The following is a 22,227-nucleotide window of genomic DNA, read 5'->3' on the forward strand; positions in this document are numbered from 1 at the left end:
AAGCATTCAATGACCATCAACATCAAAGAGATCACCGAAAAGGACCGCAACTCGGTCTTGCATCCTTTCACTCAGCTTAAAGATTTCGCCACTGGCAAGCTCGGCGACCCAACGATCGTGGTGACAGGGAAGGGGATCCGCATCCAGGACGCGCATGGCAACCAATTTATCGATGGCTTTGCCGGCCTATACTGCGTCAATGTCGGGTATGGCCGCACGGAAGTCGCCGATGCGATCTCGCGTCAGGCCTATCGCTTGGCGTATTACCACTCCTATGCGGCGCACACGACCGACGAGCTTGCGATCCTCTCCGATCGCCTTGTGAAGATGGCGCCGGGCAAGATGAGCAAGGTGTTCTATGGCATGTCCGGCTCGGATGCGAACGAGACCCAGGCCAAGCTTGTTTGGTACTACAACAACCTGCGTGGCAAGCCGACCAAAAAGAAGATCATCTCCCGTGAACGCGGCTATCACGGCTGCAGCGTCGTGTCGGGCTCGATGACGGGCATGAGCTTTTATCACGACCACATGGACCTGCCACTTCCGCAGATTGTTCACACGGGTGTTCCACATCATTACTGGGGCGCAACCCCGGGCGAAACCGAGCGCGAATTCTCCGCTCGCCGCGCCGCCGAGCTTGATCAGTTGATCGAGCGGCTCGGCCCGGACAACGTCGGCGCCTTCATTGGCGAGCCCGTCCTCGGCACAGGTGGTATCACGCCTCCGCCGGAAGGCTATTGGGAAGCGGTACAGACGGTCCTCAAAAAACATGATGTGCTGCTGATTGCCGATGAAGTGATCACAGGGTTCGGCCGCACCGGTTCCATGTTCGGCTCACAGCACTATGGCATCGAGCCAGACCTCATCACGATCGCTAAAGGTTTGACGTCGGCCTACTTCCCGCTTTCAGCGGCAATCGTCGGTGAGAAGGTGTATAAAGTCCTGGAGGATGGAGCCGACAAGGTCGGGGCATTCTCGCACGGCTACACCTACTCTGGTCATCCGATCGGCGCCGCCGCGGCCAACGCGGTCCTCGATATTGTCGAGAAAGAAGACCTCCCCGGCAATGCGCGTGACGTCGGCGCGTTTTTCCAGGCGCAGTTGCAGGAGAGGTTCGCGCAGTTGCCGATCGTCGGCGAAGTGCGGGGCGTCGGTCTTATGGGCGCAATCGAGTTCGTTGCCGATCGCGACAATCGGAAGCGTTTCGATCCGGCGCTCAAGGTAGGTGCGCGAATCTCGAAGGCCGCCCGTGACCGTGGTCTTATCGCTCGGGCCATGCCGCACGGGGACATTTTGGGCTTTGCTCCGCCGCTGGTTACAACCAAAGCTGAGGCGGAGGAGATTGTTGCAATCGCAGAAAGCGCCGTGCGCTCGGTTATGGATGAGCTTGTTCGCGAGAGTGAGAAAATCTGAATGAGTTGGGCCATCTTGTCGTAATCAAGGCGCAAACTCAAGCGACGGCCTGATCGGCTTGCGGGGCTGCCAGCTGAGCTGGTGCCGCGTTCCGCTCATTGAGTTTTCGGCGGAATTCAATGCAGACACTGCTCAGGAGGAACTGGTGGCCAATTCGACCGCACTCAATCCCTGGGAATGGCCTGAAAGCCATTGGCGGCGGCGCATCAACAAAGTCAGAGCGGGCAAGGCACTAAGACCAATGTGGCCCGGCGGTAAACGCTGTGCCTTCGCCATCTCGTTCGACGTCGATCATGAGTCGAACGAATTGCGCAGGGGAGGGCGATCGCTAAGCAGATTATCCTGGGGTCAGTACGGGAGCCGACGAGGGATGCCTCGGGCTTTGGAACTCTTGAGAAAGTACGACGTTCCGGCGAGTTTTTTCGTTCCCGCTGTGATCGCTCAGTTGTATCCAGACGAGCAACGCGCAGTTGTCGATGAAGGCCATGAAATTGGCATGCACGGCTGGATACACGAGCTAAACTCGGAACTGAGCGCAGAGAGCGAGCGCTCTTTAATGATGAGGAGTGCCGACACTCTTGAAAAAATCACTTCCAAACGCCCGACGGGAATTCGAACGCCTTCCTGGGATTTTTCCGACGCAACTCTACGGATCATACGTGAAACCGGATTGACATACGACTCATCCCTTATGGCCGATGATAGTTGCTATGAGCTGCTGGAAGACGAGGAACCCACGGGAGTGATTGAAATACCGGTCGAATGGATTCGAGACGATGCCACTTATCTTTGGATGAGTCCCGATGGGTCTTCACGGCCAGATTTATCAGTCGACGACGTGCTTTCTGTATTTATTCGGGAGTTCGAAGGGGCCTATCAAGATGCCGATTTATTTCAGCTGACTCTGCATCCACACGTCATTGGATATCGCTCACGGATCTGGATCGTAGAAGAATTAATTCGACGCGCCAAAGCAAAGGGTGACGTTTGGTTCGCCACACATCATCAGGTCGCCGAGCGTGCGTCCTCATGTCTCTGAAAACTCTCAGACAGGAACGCCGGTAGAGTGCGGTGTTCTTGGGGCGGCGCAAGCCGTCCTGCGCCTCGACCGTTGCGGCGGTCACCAATGGATTTGGAATGACGCGGATCATCCGCTGTCCGGTATTCGCTTTCAGAGCGGGTACAGTGGGAGTTCTTATCTTGGAGGAGGACTACAATCTTGATTGACACGACCTTTGCCGGAAAAACGGTGCTGATTACCGGCGGGTGGCGCGCTTGGCCCGGCCAGTGCCAAACTGCTGGCGGCGGGTGGAGCGGATTTGGTGTTGGCTGACCTGTCGCAAGAGGCTCTGGACCAAACTCTGGCCGCCTGTCCTGGTGCCCGTTGAGTTGTCTGCGACGTGACCGATCCGGCGATGCTGGAAGGGCTGGTCGACCTCGCCCGCGAGAGCTTTGGCCGGCCGGTTGAGGGCTTGGTCGCGGCCGCTGGCATTACGGTGCGATGAAGCGGCTGATAGACGTGAAGGGTACGAAGCCATGTTCAGCTTCAACGTCGGGGCCATTTGGCGAATCTGCAAGCTGCATCCCGCAGATGCGCGAGCTTGGCCGCGGATCGGTGGTGCTCTTCAGCTCGACTGCTGGTCTGCAGGCCTCGAAGGACGTGCCGATCTATTCGGTGACCAAGGCGGCGGTTGTGATGATGACTCGCACGCTGGCGCTGAACCACGCGGCAGAAATATCCGCGCAAACTGTGTCTGCCCCGGAACCATCGCCAGCCGTTGGCCGAGGCCGGCGTCGCCTTCGCCCGGGGAGAAGCGGCACAGGTCGAGCGCCGGACGAAGATCATCGCTGCGCATCCGATGGGCCGAATGGGGTTGCCGTCCGAGGTGGCGACAGCTGTCGGCTATCTGCTGGACGATGCGGCGGGCTTCACCATCGGCGCCGCGCTTACGGTCGACGGAGGCAGCCTTGCCTAAGCTCCGGTCAGAAACACTGTCGTCGTCACCGGCGCGGCGCGCGGGATCGGTGCCGCAACAGCGGCGTGGCTTGGCTCGGAAGAGGCGTGGGTGTTGCTAGTGGATGTTCTGGATAAAGTGCACGACACAGCTGCGGGCCTTGGCCAGACGGCGCTCGTCTGCGATCTGGCCATGCCCGACGCCGCAGGGCGGGTTCTGGCCGCCTTGGATGCCGCAAGGATCGAGACGCTCGACGTCCTCGTGAACAATGCCGGCATTGGCGGTTCGAAGTCGCTCGCCGATACTGACGATGCCTTTTGTTCCCGCTGATCGATATCAACTTGCGTGCAGTCATCAGCCTGACCCGCGAGTTGCGGCCGCGGATGCGCCAGCCGGGCGGGCGGATCATTAATGTCAGCTCGATCCTCGGGCTTACGGGCTATCCCGGAACGGTAGGCTATTCGGTGGCCAAGGCCGGGATCGCGTATCTCACGCTCCAGCAGGCCGGCGAGCAGGGCCTGTAGGGTATAACCGTGAATGCGGTGGCGCCCGGCGTGGTCCCCACCGACATGACTCGAGCGCTGCACGTACGCAGCTACCAACGCCTGATGGTCGCGCCAATCCGCTCGAGCGCGTCTCCTCGCCGGAGGAGCAGGCGGCGGTGATCGCCTTCCTGCTTCGGACGACGCGTTCTACGTCTCGGGCGCAGTGATCCCCGTCGACGGCGGCTCCCGCCTGTCACAGTAGAGAAGAATAGCGCAATTTAAGCCTATACACAGGATGGCCCTGCAATTCCCGGATGCAGACCGACTCTGCCGGTAACCGGTTCCGGTGGTCGATCCTGTTAGCGGCGCCATTACCCGGCGCACATTTGATCGCGGTGGTGGGCAAGTTGAATTTACCCTTCGCGCGCTTCCCAGCGATCAATATGGCAGTGTCGTACTGCTCGGTCATTGTCGCAACGGTCGCGTTCAGCGTCGGCGCGAACCACAGCGCCTTGGCCACACCAGGTTGTAGCAGACGGATCGCCTCAGTGACCCGCCGAAGAAGCTGAGGCCGTCAATCCAGTCGGGCAGCTTTTGAGTCAGAGTTGGCAAAGGCTGCTCGAACTGAACGACTGTTGAGGAAAGCCTTTGCAGGCGCGGCGGGCGCGAGCACCGCGGGGAGCCGCAAAAAGGCACGCGGAGAGCTCTGCTGAGGCTGCAGTCAACTCAGCGTCCTTGGGAGCATATTGAAGTAGTATTTGCCCATCTCTCCCTGTTATGGCGATTTGAGAAGCAAAAAGCCCGTTCAGCGTTTAGCTTGGAGAATGTGCCCACTGCACTGCTCGCCCGCGAATCACCGATATTATGCAGATTTAGGAGCTCGACGCCGATCTCCTGCATTTGTTGGCGAGGATTGCTGGAAGAGTACCCATTCAATGCACTAAAATCCTGGAGTGGTCTGATCCTCATATTGTAAGTGTAGGCTGGCCTGATGCGGCTGGTTCCAAGTCTTCACAAAGGTTCCAACTACGCCTCCTCCCAAGGCGCATCGGCCCGGCAGCGAGTTCAATCTCCTGCCGGGCGTTGTAACTATTTGCGCACATTGGCCGATTCGGACCTTCAACGGGTTGGGCGGCTGCTGGCTGTCGGAGCAATGTAAAACTGGCTCATAGGCAAGAGTTAGATTGATGAGCAGTCTTGCGGACCAAGTCGCCGATCCAAATTCGCCAGGAGCATTTGCGCCCCTCAGAAATCCGAGCTTTCGTTCAATCTGGTTCGCCACGCAGGTCAGCTCGCTCGGCTGGTTGATGCAGACTGTTGCCATCAGCTGGCTGATGGCTACGATTTCGACTTCCGATCTGATGGTCGCGCTGGTTCAGGCTTCTTCAAACCTGCCAGCGTTCATCTTATCCGTCTTCGCCGGGGCCTTGGCTGATAATTTCAGCCGGCGCCGGGTCATGTTCGCCGGCCGGTGCCTTATGGTATTGGCATCTGCGATGCTGACGGCTTTTGTGGTGCTGGGCTTTGTCGATCCGTGGATGATCCTCGGCTTCAGCTTCTTGATCGCATGCGGCGGCGCTCTCCACGATCCAGCCTGGCAGGCCTCGGTTGGCGATATGGTGAACCGACGCGACGTTCCCGCCGCCGTCACGCTCCTCTCCGTTGGCTTCAACACTGTTCGGACCGTAGGCCCGGCGCTCGGTGGCATAGTAGTTGCCTCTTTTGGGCTGATGACGGCTTTCGCCGTAACCAGTCTTACCTATCTGGTCCCTTTGGTAACCATATGGCGCTGCAAGTGGATGGTTCGCTCATCACCTCTCCCACGTGAGTCGATGAGGACGGCGATCTATGACGGGCTACGCTTCACGGCGATGTCGTCGGAGATTAAGACGGCGATCACTCGCGGAACCCTCTTTGGTCTGGCGAGCATCGCCATTCTCGCGCTGCTGCCGCTGGTTGTCCGCGACCAGCTGGGAGGCGGACCGCTCGCCTATGGCACGCTCATGGCCGGATTCGGGACAGGCGCCGTCTTCGCCGGCATCTCGAACAGCGTGTTCAGACGGAGCTTGTCACAAGAGCGGCTGATGACGCTCGCATGCGTCGCCTGCGCGGCATGCTCCCTTTCGCTTGCGCTGACTTCTTCGATTGCAGTGGCGGCAATTGCACTCGCCATGGGTGGCGCGGGCTGGGTCACCGCCTGGTCCGGGGTCGGCGTGACCGTGCAACTGGCAAGCCCGCGCTGGGTCGTGGGGCGCACCATCTCGATTTACTATGCATTGATCGATGGCGGCATCGCAGCGGGCAGTTGGGTGTGGGGCACGGTGGCCCAGAACCATTCACTGACCTTGGCACTGGAGGGCTCCGCTGGAGCCCTTCTGCTGGTCGCCGCCACGGGCCTCCTGTTTCCCCTTCGCGAGCGCCGCGAATCCGATCCAGATGCTTTGGAGGACTTCGACGCACCGGCAGTCGCCCTCAATCTCAAGCCAAGAAGCGGTCCCATCGTGGTCAAAGTCGAGTACCTAGTGCCCGAGGAAAATCGCGAAGCATTCCTGGAACTCATGCGGGCGCGCCGGCATGTGCACAGTCGCGTCGGCGCTCGTCATTGGACTCTCCAGCGCAACCTTCAGGAGCCTATGCAATGGATAGAGACATTCCGCACGCCGACCTGGACCGACTACCTTCGCCTGAACCATCGTCTCACGGAAGCAGACAAGGAATTGGGTAAACAAGTGCTGAAATTGCATGCAGGACAGCTTCCGCCTAAAATCATGCTTTTTATCGAGCGACCAACAAGCTCGGCCCTAAAGTCCGATGAATCAGCACGTTATTTTCTCCGACACTGACTCTTCGAGGTTAACCCCTTGTATCTGCACGCAGAGGACTTTGTGCGATGGAAGCGACTGAGCCTCGAACCGGATGGCCATCCGGTTCGAAGCAAGGCGAAGTCGCCCGACACCCTCCGGCCACAACCGTGGGTGAGCCTGGGATCTTCGCCTTCGTCACGTACGACCGAATAGTCGCTTGGCTCCAATCGCACGCACAAGGCAGGTTACCGTGAACAAGACTATCTGTGGAGTGGATGTTTCGAAAGACTGGCTCGATACCCATGTCGTGCCGAGCGGAGCGGCGGGCCGCTTTCGCAACGATGCGGCAGGCATAGCCGAGCTTGCTGCCTGGTGTTAGGTCAATGGTGTCGAGCTCGTCGTCATGGAGGCCAGTGGCGGCTACGAACGGCTTCCCTTCCTGCTGTCGTGGGAGTTGGGAGTAGCCTGCGGCATGGCCAATGCGAGGAGCGTACGCTGATTCGCCGAGGCGATGGGCTTCCTGGAGAAGACCGACAGGATCGACGCCGCCGTCATCGCCCGCTATAGCGAGGTCAAACGGCTGCAGCCGACGCTGCCGCCGAGCGCGGCCCAGCAGCGGCTCAAGGCGCTGGTCGCCCGGCTTTCCCAGGTAACCGCCGATCTCACCGTCCAGAAGCAGCGCAAGAGCGCTGCCACTGATGCCGATACCATTGCCTGCGTATTCCGATGAAGCCGGCCACCGATTCCGATTTGAAGCCGGCCAGTCATTCCGATTTCATTCCGGCCAGCATTCCGATTTGAAGGCGGCCATTTTTCGGTCTGATCCTGGGTCTCGTTGATGTTTGGGTTGGGTTTTGTTTCAGGTCAAGCTGACGGATAAGCCCGAAAGCGGCACCATGCAAGAATACAATAGGTCCACCGGTTCCATTCTCGCAATACAAAGTCGCGACGGCCCCAATCAATATGCAATGTTCGGTGATCATTGTTTCCTCAGCAAAAGCGAGCCAGATCGGTCTGCATTATGCATATGGGAAGCGAGGCTTCTGGTATTTACTTCATAAGCGTAGCAGCGTCTACAGGCCTTTTGCGCCAATTGCCCCCTAGCCGAACGCAGGAATTCGGCGTAGGCGCCCCAGTTCTTCAACCGCGAATTTGCAGGAAATTCCTAAACAAGCGCGGTGACCGTCTAGTGCATCAAGTTACGCGCGGAGCATCCTCCCCAATGCCTGCATCTGCGGCCTTCTAATCCGATCAATGTGGTCGCAAGCGGGGTGCGACCCGAAGCGCGCAATCACCATCTCCGCCTTTGGCGCTATGTACAGGTTCTGGCCGTAAAGGCCCCGACCTTCAATAGCATCAAGCTCGTCGTGTGATACCCACCATTGGCTTCGGTATGTATAGCCGAATGGGAGGTCCGGCTTGGCGGGGTGGTCGAGATCTTGAAGGTCGTAGACAACACTCGCGGGAACCAGTTGCTTGCCATTACACGAGCCTTCACATCGCATCAGCTCGCCGAAACGCGCCAAGTCGCGCAACGTCACATTGAGTCCGCTATGCGCCCTCGGCATACCGTTTGTCGGGTCGATCTCGACATAGGCGTCTTCTTCGCAGCCCAGTGGCAACCATAAGCGCTCCTCCAACAGTTGTGCGAACGACCGGCCCGTTGCGCGCGACATAACCCAAGCCATAACATTGGTATCGACGCCTTTGTAGACAAATTTGCCGTGCGCCCCTTCCTTTCGTATGGTACGCAGGTATTCGCATCTATATGACTTGTCTACACTTGTGTAATCTTCAGTAAAAGCAACGTTAGTTTGCATGTCCATGACTTGGCGGAGCGTTGCATCTTCCCACCCTGTACCTCGTAATTCCGGCACAAACTGCGATATTGTCTTCCTGTCGTCGAGAATGCCCTCATGCACCAACGCCGCGGCTAGGGTGCCCGCATACGATTTGGTGATTGACTGACACGAATGTTGTACGTGCGGCGCGAGTGCGCCGAAGTATCGTTCGTATATGATCCGCCCCCGATGCAGGACCAAAATGCCGTCGGTGTAGGTGTCGAATAGCGCCTCCTCGAACCGGTTGGTGCGGTCGTCCATGTCGACGAACGTGAGCCCATCGATTTCGGTAGACCTGTTGCTGCACTCAAGCTGCGACGGTCCGCCCCGCCCTCGCCACACTTGGACTGTGGGCCGCAGCTCACGCATATGCGATAGCGACCAGCGAAGCTGAGGAAAGGTCCAAACAGTTTCATTCTCGAATGTTACACGCTTGTCTGGCGGCGGCGGCGCACCGCGCATCCAGCCAAATTCGCGAGGATCCGATGCACGGCCGTCCAGGTATTGCTGTCCGTCGAATTCGAGTACGCTCTCCGACGCGTTACCGACGGTTTGCCGTTGTTTGAATTCTGTCATACATGGGATCCAATTTCATGCCTAGGCGCCCCCGGCGCCAGCTGGCTATCGAGAGTTGCGACCCAACCTCGGGAGTTCGGACTGGACTAAATCACAACATGTTATGATCATAGCAGCGGCAGGCGCGCATTCTATGCGAAATGTCCTCGACAACGCAGCAAATCAGCGTTGTATTGCGGCCGGCGCATACTTGCGGCCCCGCTCTCGCGTGGCAAGTAGGACCTAACTTGCCGAACGCTTCCAGCTACAAGAGGCATGAGCCATCATGCGCAGTATGCCGAGTACATCTCGATTAAACCGGGTCCGAACGGGTTGACAATTGTAACGCGTCTCCGCTGTCCGAGCTACGATGAGTCAAAAATTCTCTGGTCTATCAACGATGTTGACCCAGAGGGATACGTGCGAACTCGCAAGGCAAGAAATCGCGAAATGGCATGGGCGACTCTGCATGTTGGCGACGCGATAGTGGATAACGCCGTCGCCTTCGTAGGTGGGCTCGGCTTGAGTCGTCGCATGCGACGTCTCGAAGCAACCGCCCTGGTCAATAGCGACGTCGACCAGCTCCGAGCCCTTCTTCATGCCGGACATCATTTCGCGGGTGACGAGCTTTGGCGCGGCAGCACCGGCGATCAGCACGGCCCCGACCACGATGTCGGCAGAGAAGCATTCTTCCTCGAGCGCCCCGACGGTTGAGTAGCGGGTGCGCACACGGCCGGCGAAGAGGTCGTCGAGATTAGGGAGGTCGAGATTAGGGAGGTCGAGATTAGGGAGAGAGAGGGGCTTGGACCGCAGTTCCCACGTGACCAGAGTCAGCCCTGCAAGGTGTAATTCAACGCGCCAGTCCAGTTTAGATCCTTCCAAACAAGACGTCTTGTGGCGATGCAATCTGCAGCCTTCGGAGTCCAGCGAGTTGGCGAGTTCGCCGACCTCTCTGAGGCCAGGGTATCCGTGCTTTGTGAAATCGCCAGAGCGATCCGGCGAAAGCCAAGGGTAGTTCGCAGGAAACCTGCATCATCGAACTCGATTTCGCTGAATGCCAACAATGCAGAGCGATAAGGTGTCGTTCGTTAAATGACGGACCGGGATGGGTCCAATCAGCAGGGAGCAATGGCGCACCGCTAAGACACTCCTCTCGGTGGCGACGAAGGTAGCTTTCAAGAAAATAAGAACGAGAAAAAAGGGAACTATAGATGAACAATCATGTAACGACGGTCGTAGTTGCAGTCTCCATGGCGGTTGCGTCGATGTCTTTGTCAGCCAAGGCTTGCGCCGGCGAAGTCCTTGATCGTGTGCTCGCGGCACAGACATTGACGGTAGCGGTCGGGTCCGACTGGGGAGCCTTGTCTCACTTGAACGACCAACATGAACTCGACGGTGATGATGTAGAGGTCGCGAAGGGCATTGCGGACTACTTGGGCGTGAAGATCAAATTCGTGACCCCGGGCTGGGATATCATTCAGGCAGGCCAGTGGGGGGGGCGTTGGGACATGGCCATGGGTCAAATGACGCCGACCAACGATCGCGCCAAAAAATTCGCCTTCCCGGCCATGTACTTCTACGAAGGCGAAGTCGCTGTCGTTCACAAGGATAGCAAAGCGACGAAGCCTTCCGACCTGGAGGGCAAGATCGTCGGCGTCCGAGCGGGAACTCTTGGCGATTTGTATGCCAATCACAAGCTCACACCGGCATGGATCGGCGCTAAGCCAATACAATATCAATTTACAGCGGGCCAAGTGAAGGCTTATCCAAGTGCTAACTCTCTTACGCTTGACGACCTGCGCCTCGGCGATGGTGTTCGTCTCGATGGCGTCATTACTGAAGGAACGACGGCGGCTGCGGCAATCAAATCTGGCTATCCATTGAAGGTTATTGGCGATCCCTTATTCTACGCCCCGGGCGCTGTCACAATCGAGCGTGGCGATAAGGAGTTTATCGACAAGGTCGCTGCCGCGGTCAAGAAGATGAAGGATGACGGCACTCTTGCTAAACTCTCGGTCAAGTGGTTCGGGGGGGATTTCAGCGTCGATAAATAACATGACACAATCGTGGGCGTCCCCTTCCCGGGGGCGCCTCTTCTTAGGAAGAAAATGCTTATGCTTTACCACGATACAGTTGAATCTGAGGTGCTCGTCCACAAGCCATGGTTTATCGGCTGCATATTTGCAATTGTGCTCGCGGTTTTTCTTATCTTCAACGTAGCGGGCACCACGATGGGCGAACTCCTACGGCCCGTGATTGGCGATCACGCACAAGTGAAGTTTTACAGTCGCATTGCGATCGCTTTTGTAATTGCCGCAATGTTCTGCCTCAACCTCGTGCTGATTGGTTTTGTCCCGCTCAAAATCCAAATCGGGATCGTATGGTTTGAGTTGGTGCTACTGTTCCTTTCGCTCTTCGCGGCATTTGACTTAAGCATGCCATTTATTTGGGCAAACCTGCCATTTCTAATTACGCAGGGGGTAGTTACTACAGTTTACGTATCAGCGATGTCACTGCTATTTGCGTCGGCTATCGCAATAATCGGCGCGATTGCGAAACTGTCAAGCAACGGCATGGCTTACGCGATAGTCAGCTTCTACACTTCATGCTTCCGGGGTCTGCCGCTTCTCATGCAGGTTTATCTGATCTACATGGGCTTGCCCCAGGTAGGTTACGTTATTAATGCCGTGCCTGCAGGCGTGTTGGCGCTTTCGCTATGCAGTGGTGCCTACATGACGGAGATCTTCCGTTCGGGCATAGCCAGCATCGATCGCGGCCAGTGGGAGGCATCCCGGTCATTAGGTTTCGGCTTTGCGCTCACAATGCGCAGAATCATTCTGCCGCAAGCGCTTCCGGTTATCATTCCCCCGATGGGAAACACGTTCATCTCAATGCTCAAAGACAGCTCTCTCGTTTCGGTTCTTGGCGTTTGGGAGCTGACGTATCTAGCTCACTCACTCGGCCAGCCAACCTTCCATACTATGGAGATGCTAGTAACAGCGGCAATGATTTATTGGATTTTATCCGCCTGCCTGGAACTGGTCCAATCCCGGATCGAGGACCATTTTGCCAGAAGTAAGAAGCGATGATCGTGAATTCATTGGTCAAGCTAAAAAAGACGTCTAAGTTGGTTCGGCCATTTTCAAGGCACTTACAGATGCGCCAATGAACAAGAGAGATGCAATATTGAGCGACGAAGTCATCGAAGCTAAGAATGTATCCAAATGGTATGGTGCCTTCAGAGCACTAACTGACATCAACCTAACCGTCCGCAAGGGCGAACGTATCGTCATCTGTGGGCCCTCAGGCTCGGGAAAGTCGACGCTGATCCGTTGCGTCAATCGGCTCGAAGCGCACCAGGATGGCGAGATTACCGTCACTGGGATTAGGTTACATAACAAAATGCGCAACGTAGCTGAAGTTCGCAAAAGCGTCGGCATGGTTTTTCAGCACTTTAATCTTTTCCCGCACATGACCGTGCTGATGAACTGTATGGCGGCGCCGATGTGGATAAAGGGCGTTCCAGAGGGTGAGGCTAGAAAGATCGCGCTTAAATTCCTAGAGCGCGTGCGCATTCCCGAACAGGCGAACAAATATCCGGCTCAGCTCTCCGGGGGACAGCAGCAGCGCGTCGCAATTGCCCGGTCCCTCTGTATGGAGCCTGCAGTCATGCTCTTCGATGAGCCGACCTCCTCGCTCGATCCAGAGATGGTCGCTGAAGTGCTCGAGACTGTGACCGGACTCGCACGCGACGGCATGACCATGGTATGCGTCACCCACGAGATGGGCTTTGCGCGCGCCGTGGCCGATCGAGTAATCTTCATGGATCGAGGTGAGATCGTCGAAGAGGGTACACCGCACGACTTCTTCAGAAACCCGCAGCACGAAAGAACGAAATTGTTTCTCAGCCAGATCTTGTCGCATTGAGGGAGCCATCCTTCAACGAGGCCGTTCGACCGAGTTACTGTGTATCGAATGCGTTGCCTCAGGCCAGCGAGACAACATGTGCGGATATTGTATTCGTACGTATTGGCTGACATACATCAGAGCGTTCTCGGCAAGCGCCTCGTTCCCGGAAGCGCGAGAGTAGGATCCCGCTGAGCTTGTGCGCAGCCCACCGTGCCAGTTCGCGTCCAGGCGCGCTGAGGATTGGCTCGCCACACATGATCAGGTTGCAAGAGTGCGGCCTCAACCCTCTGCCCGCAACCGACCACAATCTGCAGACGTCGTCCTCTGGCAGATTCCCGACCATCTTTGGGTGAACCAAACGGATCAACACATGTTAAAGAACATAACCTTCGACCGCCACAGCTCCGACAAGCTTAAGAGTGAGGTCACGATCGACATTGATAAATGGGGGGTTCCTCATATCAAGGCTCAGAACTTGCACGACCTATTTTTCGCGCAGGGTTGGAATGCAGCTCGAGACCGCCTCTGGCAAATTGATATTGCGCGCAAACGAGGTCTCGGTCTCCTGTCACGAGACTTTGGCCCCGGATATTTGGAGCAGGATCGGGCGGCGCGTCTCTTTTTATTTCGCGGAGCCATGAGTGCAGAATGGCAGGCGTACGGCCCGGATTCCGAAGAGATATGCTCAGCGTTTGCCGAGGGGATCAATTCCTACGTAGACAGTTGCCATGACGGTTTGATTGCCTTGCCACCCGAGTTTGGCCTCCTCGGTCACACTCCCGACTATTGGAAACCCGAAGACGTCGTTCGCGTGCGAACGCACTCACTAACCCGAAATGCGATTTCGGAGCTTCTGCGCTGCAGGGTGATGGCATTGGCAGGTGTGGAACGAGGTACCCGCCTCGACAGGTTGAGACAAGAATTGTCACCTCCGATAGCGCCACGACCAGCGGAGGGCCTTGACCTCGCCTTTATGACAGATCGAGTACTGCAGGATTTTCGCTTGGCAATCTGTCCCGTCTCATTCTCGAGGGAAAGACTTGCAGCAAGTCTTCAGGAAGCTGACCGTTGGACCCGCGTAACACCGAGTGATGAGATCATGCAGACGGTGTTCCAAGAGGGCTCAAACAACTGGGCCATATCCGCAACAAAAACCACAACGGAGCGACCAATCCTTGCTCTAGACCCGCATCGCAAGCACGTCCTTCCGTCCATCAGGTATCTTGTACACCTGAGTATGCCCGGGCTCGATGTAATTGGCGCTGGAGAGCCTATGATCCCAGGAATCTCCATGGGTCACAACGGGACAGCCGCCTTTGGTCTGACTATTTTCGGCGCTGACCAAGAAGATATTTATGTTTACGAAACCAAGAGTGAGGGAAATAAATACTTATATAAAGGGGCCTGGGAGCAGGTGAAGACTATACACGAGAAAATTCCAGTTCGCGCCCACACCGACCAGGAGGTAAAGCTTCAGTTCACACGCCATGGACCCATTTTAAACCAAAATGCTGAAAAAGACCGCGCCTTCGCACTGAGAACCGTATGGATGGATCCCGGCATGGCACCTTACATGGCCAGCTTGGCCGTAATGCGCTCTAAGACATTTTCAGAATACACCTCCAGTCTAGCAAACTGGGGTTGTCCTTCAGTTAATCACATCTATGCGGACACGTCGAATGTAATTGCGTGGAAACCGTCAGGTGCGGCTCCGGTCCGAAGAAATTGGGACGGCCTGCTTCCGGTTCCAGGAGACGGTCGGTTCGAATGGGAAGGGTATTTGTCACCGGACGATGGGCCGTTCGAGATGAACCCCGCCAAAGGTTTTGTCGCCACTGCCAACGCAATGAATGTTCCGGAGGAATGGAGTAGATCGCATCCTGCTTTTGGCTACGAGTGGTCTGACAGCAGCAGACATGATACCCTTCATACAACTCTCTCACGATCAGAGAAGATCTCGTTGCGGGACTGCATGTCGCTGCAATGTTCGGTGTATTCGCCGATAGCAGTTCGTATTCTTGCGAAACTAGACACTCTTCTCGGTTCGGTTGCAAACATGCCTGCGTTGCACTTATTTTCTAACTGGGACCGGCATTTGGATGCGAGTTCGCCAGCCGCCGCGTTCTTTGAGATTTGGCTTAGCAAACACCTTGGCCCGACAGTAGCTCGCTTAGAAAGCGCTGACGATGAAGTGTTGGCACTGCTCGTGCCTTTACAGCCTTCGGCCATAGCCTCTTGGCTCGAACAGGCAGAGCCTAGTGAAAAGTTGAAGCATTCCATAATGGAATCCCTAACTTCTGCCTGGAGTGAATGCATATGTCGATTTGGCGACGATTCTGCCTCATGGGCATGGGGCAGTATACATAAGCTTGATTTGCGCCACCCTCTGCAGGCACTGACGTCTGAACAATGGTCGTTGGGCGCCATAGCCCTCGGCGGAAGTAGCTCAACGCTCAATTTTTCGAGTTACCGAAGCGGCCAATTCTCTGTTTCAGAAGGACCGTCAGTGCGGATAATCATGGACGTTGGGTCATGGGATGACAGTCTCTTTATTAACAATCCAGGTCAGTCGGGTGTTCCGATCTCAAGTCATTATCGTGACCTCAATCACGATTGGCAACGGGGCGAATACAAGCCCTTGTTATATTCAGAGGAGTCCATACGGAGGGAGCTCGAACATAGGGTCGTCCTGTCTCCCGCTGACTGTTGAGGATGCGACAGTATAGGCCGCTTACCATTGTAGCAGGAACATATCGGTCGAACTCACCTGGCGGCAAGGTGAGGATCGACACTTTAGCGCCCGCCGGCCGACTTTGATATTGACAGCGGAACGCCCGGCCGGAATCTGGATGCGCTTGTGGGGCAATGATCCCGCTGGTGTGCGGCGACCACCCCTGATCGTCACGAGCAGGGCCGTCGCGGCCTCCAATAATGTTGCAGGAGACTTAGAAGCGGGATGTCCCGCATTGGCAATTGCTCTGCCTTGGGGCCATAGGGAAGAGGGGTAAGGTGCTGGCCCGACCACCGGAGAGCGCGTCTGTTACTACAAGGCTCGATCGCGGCCGCATCACGGCCCTCGGCGGCTGCCGATAACGCGCGCTTCGGGCGCTACCAGTACGCATTGGCGATAATCGCATCTGCTGTAGGAGAGCACTTGATTCGAGACTGACAGTGCGACGGTCAACAGGGTTCGCTATCATTGTCGAGCCGAGTTCAAGAATGGACACATACCTCAGGGAGGACCTTTCAGGGGGCAGACCATTGTCTGTCTCCTCATCCGAGAAACAAGCTAACCTCGCAGAGAGTGGCATCAGGGCAACACGTCATTGTCCTTCGATGCGACTGAATATCGACGACTTCAACGCGGCTTGCCGCCTTCGCGTATAGCCGCAGGACCTTGAATGCCGGGAACCAGCCGAGAAATGTTGGCGGTGGGTGAGCGCCTTTCATTTTTCAAGTCCGCTACATTCTGTCTGTCATATACCCGAAGGCGGCGATGCTTGTTGCCCGCCCGATGTGGTTAGCAGTTGACGTGCCTTCTTATGTATCTTCATTCAGCCTGCGGTGGCACGCTGGCCGTTTCGTTGAATGGCGGGGGAAAAAAGGCGTTGATGACTCAGGCTTGCGTGGAGCACTCGTGGGGCGCTCGATTGACAATGTTATTCGTGGAGAATGCTTTCCTTTGTGGAGGAGGATGATTCTCTCGTCCAGTTCCTTGTCGGCCTCGGTAAGGCGATGATTCAGGCGAAGGTAGTCGGTCCAGGTCGGCGTACGGAATGTCTCCGTCCATAGCACAGGCTCCTGAAGGTTGCGCTGGAGAGTCCAGTGCCGAGCACCAACGCGACTCTGTACATGCCGGCACCCGCGCATGGCGAGGAATTCTTCTAGATTTTCCACGAGTATGAGGTACTCGACTTTGACCACGATGGGGCCGCTTCTCGGCTTGAGACTGAGGGCGACTGCCGGCGCGTCGAATTCCTCCAAAGGGTCGGGCTCGGCCTCGCGACCCTCGCGAAGGGGAAACAGGACGCCGCTCGCAATGGAAGAGGCAGTGCCAGAAAAAGGGAGCACGCCGCACAGGCGACGCATGCCAGCGTCATTAGTTGCTCTTCTGACAAGCTCCGTCTTAATAGGCTGTTGGCGACGCCAGCCATGACGGCGCCTGTGCCGAAGCCGGCGATGATGGTGCCATAGGCGAGCGGTCCTTCGCCCAGCTGATCGCGGACAACCAATGGCAGCAGTGCGAGTATGGCGATGCCCGACAGGCCAAAGAAGGTTCCGCGGGCGATCGCCGTCTTGATTTCCGATGACATCGCTGTGAAGCGCAGCCTGTCATAGATGGCCGTCCTCATTGACTCACGTGGGAGAAGTGAGGAGCGAACCTTCCATTTGCATCGCCATATGGTGACCAAAGGGATCATATAGGTGAGTGTAAACATAGCGAAAGCCGTCATAAGTCCGAACGACGCAATCATGATGCCGCGAGCGCCGGTCCCACGGTCCGTGCAGTGTTGAAGCCAATGGAGAGGAGGGTGACGGCAGCGGGAACTTCGCGTCGGTCCACAATATCGCCAACAGAAGCCTGCCAGGCGGTATCGTTGAGCGCGGCACCACTTGCGATCAAGAAGCTGAAGCCGAAGATCATCCACGGGGCGATAAAGCCCAGCACCACTGAAGCCGTAGCATCGCGGATGCTATTACCATTAGGCATCGGCCGGCGAACATGACTCTTCGACGGCTGAAGTTGTCGGCGAGAACCCCTAGCGAAAATGGACAAAATGAAAGCGGGCAGGTTAGACGAAGCCTGCTCGAGCGCAACCATCAGATCGGAGGTCGGAACCGTTGCCATTAGCCAGCTGATAGCAACGGTCTGCATCAGCCAGCCAAGGGAAGAGACTTGAGAGGCTAAACCAGATTGAGCGAAATGTCGTATTCCTGAGCGGCGCAAACGTCTTCGGCGAAACTACATCCGCATCTGCGCCCGCCGCTTTGCTCATTGCTCCGACCGATTCGGTTCCGCCAAGCTTAACCACTTCGCGCGACACGATCCTCTTACACGTCGGATGCGCCAAATGCAGTCTTTGTATTAGTGTCATCTGGTAGCGAGATGCGGAGGTGGCGGCGGAGAGCCGTCGCTGGTGTCGCAGCGGCCTTACATCAGTGCAAACATGCTGTTGCGTGGCGCCGGCACAGTTCCCCCGGCGTCGGCGGCTTCGCCGGCAAGAATGCGAAGGCGCGCCGACTCGCTGCCAAGCTCAAGGTCGTCAGCATGGTTCTTCTGGCCGAGGCTGACGAGCTTGCCGAGCAACTCGGCGCCTTTGTCGGCGATCCTCTGGCGAGAACAAAGCTGTCGGAGACCAGCGTTGCCTGCATTGAGCGGCCGATGAAGGCACTATGCGCATCTCGCTGCGAGATGCAGCCGATATAAAAACAGCATTTGACGCTAGCCGCCAGGAAAGGGGATTGTCACCCCGCATGAGCCGGCGAAGCTTTTGTTCAATTTCGAACATGGACGCGATCGCGCGTTTTGCGCAACCAAACCACGACACACTGATTGAGGTGAGATATGGCGACGACACGCTCCGCAATTCCTCTGACTGGTGTACCGTTTCCGATATCAGAGTATGAGCGCCGGCAAAACAATGTGCTGGATGCGGTTGCTACGGCAGGCTTGGACGCAATCGTAGTAACGGCGCACGGCCACTTGAAGTATCTCAGCGGCTACGATGGGAGCGGTGGATATTTCGCGCCTTTCCCTCTTATTCTGATGCCGGGTCGGGTCCCGATATTTGTTGTCCGAGAATATGACGAGCAGGCAGTACGTTCATATAGCTGCATCGAGGAAATTGAAACCTATACACATCAGCCTGATTTTGGCAGGGTCTGCGCCGATGTATTGCGTCGACTCGGACTGGACAATAAGCGAGTCGGTTTCGAGCTTGGCTGCTGGAATCTCGCGCCCGCCGACGTGCGCGCAGTCCAAGACCAGCTCCCGGATCTGAAGATTACTGACGTCACCCGACTGGTCTCGTCAGTGTCAGCAGTGAAAGGAGAACTTGAGTTGGCGTGTATGCGCGATGCTGTTCGACTCACTGACGTGGCAATTCGAACCTTTCAGCAATCGCTTCGTCCCGGCATTACGGAGATCGAAATGGCAGCGGCCCTAGCTGCGGCGGTAACAAACGACCCCAGCAACGCCGCTGGGGATATCGGGCTTGCGCCGGGTACCATTTTGTTTGGAGAGCGAGTGAAGTTGCCCCATGCGCCAGCGACCCATCATCCTCTCAGCAACAACGAACCTGCCTTTCTGGAGATAGGGGCTTCGAAACACGGGTATACAGTGGGAATGGTTCGATGCGCAGTCCTTGGCAAACATCCCGAAACCGAATCTTTGCACGGCTTGGCTGAAGAGGTCATTGCGGCCCTTGTCTCCTCGATTCGACCAGGTGCTACGCCGGCGGACGTTCACGCTGCTGGGGGCGAGGTGTTGAAGCGATCTGGACGCAAGGGCGTCTTCCGCCAACGAACAGGATACCAAACTGGCATCAATTGGACTGAGCGCGGCGACCTAAGCCTGGAGCCCGATGTAAATGAACCACTCCGAGCTGGCATGACCCTGCACATGCCAAACATTTTGTGCAGCGAAAGTGGCTACCTATTTGGTGCCGGCGCACACGTGCTCGTGACAGAGCGCGGCGCGGAACTCCTGAGCGAAATCCCGCCAACACTTTATCGGGCGTGATGCTAGGCGGCGTGGACAAATTTGAGCCAGTATCTGGCGGTGGCTAGGTAGACCATTCCGAGGAAGCTATTGGCCAATTGATCGTAGCGGGTGGCAATGGCCCGGTTGATTTTGAGGTGGCCGAACATGCGCTCGATTCGGTTCCGCTGCTTGTAGAGCGCCCGGTCATACTCGATCTTCACGCGGCGGTTTGATCGGCCGGGTATGACGGGTTTAATCTTCCGCTCGGCGAGATCGGCGCGAATGGTATCGGCATCGTAGCCCTTGTCCGCAAGGAAGGCGTCCGGTGCACGAGTCCCCCTTTTCCGCCCGCTGCCGAGACATGGGCGCGAACTGTGGTGCTGTCGATGCTGTAGTGGCCGCTGTCCGCCATGACCTCGGCGAGCATTACCGCCACGGTCTCCCAGACCCCGGCCTCGCTCCAGCGTCGGAACCGACGATAGATGGTGTTCCAACTGCCGTATTTGGGCGGGACATCCCGCCATGGAGCGCCGCAGCGGAGCCGCCAGAGAATGCCGTTGATGATCGAACGATTCTGCTTGGGAGGTCTACCTCGGCCGCGTTTGTCAGGGTCGATGGGCAGCAAGCCCTTGAGAACACGCCATTCTGCTTCGGTGAGATCGCCCCTGCTCAAACCTGCCTCCAAAAAGCAGCCTTGAATCAATCCTCTTGGGCTACGTCAATCGCATCGACGTCCGAAATTCCGTAAGGCGGATATACTATTCCGCCAAGGTGATGGACAGTTCGAGAGGGCTGTCGCTATCCGCGAAAAATCGGCTGCCATCCTCAAACTCGATCACCACCTCTCCATCGCGGTGGCGCATGACACGGCGAACAACCTTGCCAATCAGCATCGACGTAGCTCGTTCGCTCTCTTCTTCCAGTGTCATTCCCAATGCTAACAACCCGATCGCAGGAAAGCGACCCTGCTAACATCGAATTTGTCCACGCCGCCTAGGGTCTGCGGTTTGCGGATTGAGTGGCAAAGCGCATGCAGTCCTGGAAAGTAGGTCGTGGGAGGGGGAGGAGTGTCGCGATGGTGACAGCTCTTCCTACTCAGACCTTTGCCATTGGCCGTTGCCAGCAGAGCCAGAGTTTATGATTGCCAGCACTTCGCAGCTGGTCCTCTAAGGCCGAAGCTTATCCATTTGAGGGCAAACGGCTTGTTATCGGGTCGCAGTCGCCGGCGCCAACACCGAGGCCTGAACGCGGGGCTATCTCGGTTCTAGATGGTTACGATATCCAAACTGCATTTGACGAAAACACCGGTGGCATCGATCATTAATTACGCACCGGCGCCTGATCCAAATTACTCAAATGCGGGAACGTGCCTATGGTTGGCGTTGACAGGTTCAAGGAGATCGAGATCGAAGCGATGACTTGGCGCCGGTACCTGCACGAGAATCCGGAGCTTGACTATCGGGTGAATGACACAGCGGCATTTGTGGCGGAAAAGCTGGCTTCCTTCGGGATTAACCACATCGAGTGCAGGATAGCTGAAACCGGCGTGGTTGCGTTGATCCAAGGTCAACTCGGAGATGGGCCCACTATCGGGTTGCGGGCCGACATGGACGCTCTGCCTATACTCGAAGCTTCAGGCAAACCTTGGACGTCGAAAAGGTCCGGACAGATGCACGCGTGTGGTCACGACGGGCATACTGCAATGCTCCTTGGCGCCGCGAAATACCTCGCCGCGACCCGGAACTTCAAAGGGTCCGTTGCCCTGATCTTCCAACCTGCCGAGGAAGATGGCCGCGGCGGCCAAAGAATGGTCCAGGAGGGGATCATGGACCGTTTCGGGATATCTCAGGTCTTTGGCATGCACAATTGGCCAGGCATGGAGGTTGGTGCGTTCGGCATTTGCGAAGGTTCGATTTTTGCCGCGCTCGACGAGTTCGATATTGTGGTCAAAGGCAGAGGGGGTCACGCGGCCGCTCCCCATCTGACAATTGACCCCGTCGTTGTTGCAGCTCAGATCATTTTAGGCTTGCAGACACTAGTCTCACGCAACACGGACCCCACCGAGTCCCTGGTGATCTCCGTCACAAAGCTGAACGCCGGACAAGCTTACAACATCATTCCCGAACGCGCGGAGATTGCCGGAACAGTCAGGACACTGTCACCGATTTTGCGCGACTTCGCTGAAAAACAGATTGAGGCGTGCGCGGAAAATATTGCACGCGCTTCCGGGGCGAAGGTCGAGTTTCAGCATCGCCGCCTGGAGCCCCTCACTGTCAATCATCCCGATCAAACGCGTCGGGCAACAGAGGTGGCGCGTGCTCTGGTCGGCCATTCATCGGTGAACCCCAAAGTCAAACCTAGTTTGGGGTCAGAGGACTTCGCGTACATGCTAGAGGCGCGGCCGGGGGCATGTATACTGCTTGGAAATGGATCGACTGCTGCTCTCCATAATCCAACCTACGACTTTAACGATGAAGCACTGCCATACGGCATTGGATACTGGGTCAACTTGGCCGAGGCTGCTCTAGCACCATGACATTGTCCAAGCAAAACAACCTTGGC

15 protein-coding genes and 5 pseudogenes are annotated in these 22,227 nt (G+C 56.8%); 13 read left to right on the plus strand and 7 right to left on the minus strand.

What is annotated here, in order from left to right; translation table 11 throughout:
• Positions 1–9 precede the first annotated feature (9 nt).
• From QAZ47_RS06540 to QAZ47_RS06560, 5 genes are all read left to right on the plus strand, one after another.
• Positions 10–1,413, plus strand: coding sequence for an aspartate aminotransferase family protein (locus QAZ47_RS06540; RefSeq protein WP_063169325.1), 1,404 nt, complete (start codon positions 10–12; stop codon positions 1,411–1,413).
• 145 nt (positions 1,414–1,558) lie between these two features.
• Positions 1,559–2,452 (plus strand): polysaccharide deacetylase, encoded by an 894-nt coding sequence (locus tag QAZ47_RS06545; protein WP_224570030.1) that lies wholly within the window; start codon positions 1,559–1,561, stop codon positions 2,450–2,452.
• Between the two features lie 739 nt (positions 2,453–3,191).
• Positions 3,192–3,389 (plus strand): SDR family oxidoreductase, encoded by a 198-nt coding sequence (locus QAZ47_RS06550; protein ID WP_063169323.1) that lies wholly within the window; start codon positions 3,192–3,194, stop codon positions 3,387–3,389.
• 45 nt (positions 3,390–3,434) lie between these two features.
• Positions 3,435–3,698, plus strand: coding sequence for an SDR family oxidoreductase (locus tag QAZ47_RS06555; RefSeq protein WP_199489661.1), 264 nt, complete (start codon positions 3,435–3,437; stop codon positions 3,696–3,698).
• Entirely contained in the window at positions 3,686–3,892 is a 207-nt protein-coding gene (locus QAZ47_RS06560; protein ID WP_199489648.1) for an SDR family oxidoreductase, read from the plus strand. Before QAZ47_RS06555 ends, QAZ47_RS06560 begins: the two co-directional genes overlap by 13 nt.
• A 400-nt stretch (positions 3,893–4,292) precedes the next feature.
• Here QAZ47_RS06560 and QAZ47_RS06565 read toward each other — a convergent pair.
• Positions 4,293–4,459: pseudogene (locus tag QAZ47_RS06565) on the minus strand (IS21 family transposase); the annotation flags it as partial.
• 581 nt (positions 4,460–5,040) lie between these two features.
• Between QAZ47_RS06565 and QAZ47_RS06570 the strand changes: the two are divergent.
• Entirely contained in the window at positions 5,041–6,696 is a 1,656-nt protein-coding gene (locus tag QAZ47_RS06570; RefSeq protein ID WP_063169321.1) for an MFS transporter, read from the plus strand.
• A gap of 268 nt (positions 6,697–6,964) precedes the next feature.
• Positions 6,965–7,351: pseudogene (locus QAZ47_RS06575) on the plus strand (transposase); the annotation flags it as partial.
• Positions 7,352–7,856: 505 nt separating this feature from the next.
• Here the strand turns inward: QAZ47_RS06575 and QAZ47_RS06580 are convergent.
• Positions 7,857–9,074 (minus strand): serine hydrolase, encoded by a 1,218-nt coding sequence (locus tag QAZ47_RS06580; RefSeq protein ID WP_063169320.1) that lies wholly within the window; start codon positions 9,072–9,074, stop codon positions 7,857–7,859.
• Positions 9,075–9,521: 447 nt separating this feature from the next.
• Positions 9,522–9,806, minus strand: a pseudogene (locus QAZ47_RS06585) (alanine dehydrogenase); the annotation flags it as partial.
• Positions 9,807–10,264: 458 nt separating this feature from the next.
• Here QAZ47_RS06585 and QAZ47_RS06590 point away from each other — a divergent pair.
• The 4 genes from QAZ47_RS06590 to QAZ47_RS06605 all read left to right on the plus strand — a co-directional run bounded on the left by QAZ47_RS06590 (position 10,265) and on the right by QAZ47_RS06605 (position 15,672).
• Entirely contained in the window at positions 10,265–11,107 is an 843-nt protein-coding gene (locus QAZ47_RS06590) for a transporter substrate-binding domain-containing protein (RefSeq protein WP_063169318.1), read from the plus strand.
• 60 nt (positions 11,108–11,167) lie between these two features.
• Positions 11,168–12,142, plus strand: a complete 975-nt coding sequence (locus QAZ47_RS06595) for an amino acid ABC transporter permease (protein ID WP_063170377.1) — start codon at positions 11,168–11,170, stop codon at positions 12,140–12,142.
• Between the two features lie 94 nt (positions 12,143–12,236).
• Entirely contained in the window at positions 12,237–12,980 is a 744-nt protein-coding gene (locus QAZ47_RS06600; RefSeq protein ID WP_135921822.1) for an amino acid ABC transporter ATP-binding protein, read from the plus strand.
• A gap of 352 nt (positions 12,981–13,332) precedes the next feature.
• The gene (locus QAZ47_RS06605) at positions 13,333–15,672 is read left to right on the plus strand and encodes a penicillin acylase family protein (protein WP_063170375.1); all 2,340 of its coding nucleotides are present in this window, start codon (positions 13,333–13,335) and stop codon (positions 15,670–15,672) included.
• 830 nt (positions 15,673–16,502) lie between these two features.
• On the opposite strand, the pseudogene QAZ47_RS06610 reads toward QAZ47_RS06605, so the two are convergent.
• A pseudogene (locus tag QAZ47_RS06610) lies at positions 16,503–17,959 on the minus strand (MFS transporter).
• 155 nt (positions 17,960–18,114) lie between these two features.
• Positions 18,115–18,270 carry a hypothetical protein gene (locus QAZ47_RS06615; RefSeq protein ID WP_164548527.1) on the minus strand — a complete coding sequence of 52 codons (156 nt, stop codon included), beginning with the start codon at positions 18,268–18,270 and terminating at the stop codon, positions 18,115–18,117.
• A gap of 258 nt (positions 18,271–18,528) precedes the next feature.
• On the opposite strand from QAZ47_RS06615, the gene QAZ47_RS06620 reads away from it, so the two are divergent.
• Positions 18,529–19,704 carry a Xaa-Pro peptidase family protein gene (locus QAZ47_RS06620; protein ID WP_063169317.1) on the plus strand — a complete coding sequence of 392 codons (1,176 nt, stop codon included), beginning with the start codon at positions 18,529–18,531 and terminating at the stop codon, positions 19,702–19,704.
• A gap of 2 nt (positions 19,705–19,706) precedes the next feature.
• Here QAZ47_RS06620 and QAZ47_RS06625 read toward each other — a convergent pair.
• Together QAZ47_RS06625 and QAZ47_RS06630 are read right to left on the minus strand one after the other, a co-directional pair.
• Positions 19,707–20,338: pseudogene (locus tag QAZ47_RS06625) on the minus strand (IS5 family transposase).
• 85 nt (positions 20,339–20,423) lie between these two features.
• Positions 20,424–20,594, minus strand: a complete 171-nt coding sequence (locus QAZ47_RS06630; RefSeq protein ID WP_164548526.1) for a hypothetical protein — start codon at positions 20,592–20,594, stop codon at positions 20,424–20,426.
• Between the two features lie 443 nt (positions 20,595–21,037).
• Here QAZ47_RS06630 and QAZ47_RS06635 point away from each other — a divergent pair, with 443 nt between their 5' ends.
• Positions 21,038–22,201 (plus strand): M20 aminoacylase family protein, encoded by a 1,164-nt coding sequence (locus tag QAZ47_RS06635; protein ID WP_063169316.1) that lies wholly within the window; start codon positions 21,038–21,040, stop codon positions 22,199–22,201.
• Positions 22,202–22,227 lie beyond the last annotated feature (26 nt).

The sequence above is a fragment of the Mesorhizobium sp. WSM4904 genome (assembly GCF_029674545.1).
Lineage (GTDB): Bacteria > Pseudomonadota > Alphaproteobacteria > Rhizobiales > Rhizobiaceae > Mesorhizobium.